General features: G+C 60.6%; 2 protein-coding genes and 2 pseudogenes. 3 read left to right on the top strand and 1 reads right to left on the bottom strand.

Annotated features, from left to right (window positions below; genetic code table 11):
* The 3 genes and pseudogenes from D2V17_RS16430 to D2V17_RS16415 form a co-directional block, all read left to right on the top strand.
* Positions 1-350: pseudogene (locus D2V17_RS16430) on the top strand (IS6-like element IS6100 family transposase); the annotation flags it as partial.
* A gap of 255 nt (positions 351-605) precedes the next feature.
* Complete coding sequence (locus tag D2V17_RS16420; RefSeq protein ID WP_013041565.1) at positions 606-980, top strand: type II toxin-antitoxin system RelE/ParE family toxin; 375 nt, start codon at positions 606-608, stop codon at positions 978-980.
* Positions 977-1,336 (top strand): helix-turn-helix domain-containing protein, encoded by a 360-nt coding sequence (locus D2V17_RS16415; protein WP_119594016.1) that lies wholly within the window; start codon positions 977-979, stop codon positions 1,334-1,336. Before D2V17_RS16420 ends, D2V17_RS16415 begins: the two co-directional genes overlap by 4 nt.
* Positions 1,337-1,354: 18 nt before the next feature.
* On the opposite strand, the pseudogene D2V17_RS16405 reads toward D2V17_RS16415, so the two are convergent.
* A pseudogene (locus D2V17_RS16405) lies at positions 1,355-1,704 on the bottom strand (IS6-like element IS6100 family transposase); the annotation flags it as partial.

Genomic DNA, 1,704 nt, shown 5'->3' with positions numbered 1-1,704 from the left:
CGCCGAGCTATGGTGCAGCGATCACCGAATTGAAGCGCGAAGGAAAGCTGGACCGGGAGACGGCCCACCGGCAGGTGAAGTATCTCAATAACGTGATCGAGGCCGATCACGGAAAGCTCAAGATACTGATCAAGCCGGTGCGCGGTTTCAAATCGATCCCCACGGCCTATGCCACGATCAAGGGATTCGAAGTCATGCGAGCCCTGCGCAAAGGACAGGCTCGCCCCTGGTGCCTGCAGCCCGGCATCAGGGGCGAGGTGCGCCTTGTGGAGAGAGCTTTTGGCATTGGGCCCTCGGCGCTGACGGAGGCCATGGGCATGCTCAACCACCATTTCGCAGCAGCCGCCTGATCGGCGCAGAGCGACAGCCTACCTCTGACTGCCGCCAATCTTTGCAACAGAGCCAATTGGGGGGCGTGGGCCGCGCCGGGCCTCTAGCATAAAATTACGGCCCTGCATCCCCGGCGTTGATACATTCGTCGCGCAGGGCGCTCGATTGAGCCGCCCCGATCGCGGTCGCCTCAATCGGCATAGCGAGCTGGCAATATGCACATACGCGCATAATTTCCGCTTGCGGGCTATGTATATTTGTGCATAATAGCCGCGATGGATACGGAACGGCCGGTTCGATGGGTGGCATCGTCAAAGCGCGATTTTCGGGAGTTCCCGGACGATGTGCAGGACGTAATGGGCTATGCCCTGCACCTTGCGCAGCAAGGCGGGCAGCACGCCAGCACTAAGCCGTTGAAGGGCTTTGGCGGCGCTGGCGTGGTCGAGATCATAGACGACCACCAAGGCGATACGTTCCGCACGGTCTATACGGTCAAATTCGCGGAGGCGGTCTATGTCCTGCACGCCTTCCAGAAGAAATCCAAGCAGGGCAAGGCCACGCCGCAGGCCGATATGGATTTGATCCGAACGCGGCTGAAATCCGCCGAGGAGCATCACCGGCAACACCAGACCCCGCGAGGCACAGCATGAGCGCACAGGACGAAATCATTGAGGAAGGCAGCGGCAATGTCTTTGCCGATCTAGGCTTTGCCGACCCCGACACCCACCTTTTGAAAGCCCAGCTCGTTACCCGTGTAGCCGAGGCCATGCAGGAACGTAAATTGACGCAGATCGCCGCCGCCAAGGTTACGGGATCTACCCAACCGGAATTGTCGCGCATCCTGCGAGGCCAGTTCCGCAGCGTCTCGGTTGAGCGGCTTCTGGCCATGCTCACCCGGCTTGGCTGTAAGGTCGATATTGTCGTGCGTCCGCAGGGGCGGACCACTGAATCGGCCGTGATCCACTTCGCCGGCTCTGTTGCAAAGATTGGCGGCAGTCAGAGGTAGGCTGTCGCTCTGCGCCGATCAGGCGGCTGCTGCGAAATGGTGGTTGAGCATGCCCATGGCCTCCGTCAGCGCCGAGGGCCCAATGCCAAAAGCTCTCTCCACAAGGCGCACCTCGCCCCTGATGCCGGGCTGCAGGCACCAGGGGCGAGCCTGTCCTTTGCGCAGGGCTCGCATGACTTCGAATCCCTTGATCGTGGCATAGGCCGTGGGGATCGATTTGAAACCGCGCACCGGCTTGATCAGTATCTTGAGCTTTCCGTGATCGGCCTCGATCACGTTATTGAGATACTTCACCTGCCGGTGGGCCGTCTCCCGGTCCAGCTTTCCTTCGCGCTTCAATTCGGTGATCGCTGCACCATAGCTCGGCG

Source organism: Aurantiacibacter xanthus (genome assembly GCF_003584015.1).
GTDB lineage: Bacteria > Pseudomonadota > Alphaproteobacteria > Sphingomonadales > Sphingomonadaceae > Alteraurantiacibacter > Alteraurantiacibacter xanthus.
The sequence above is the reverse complement of the archived record's forward strand: the minus strand, read 5'-3'. Positions and strand labels throughout refer to the sequence as shown.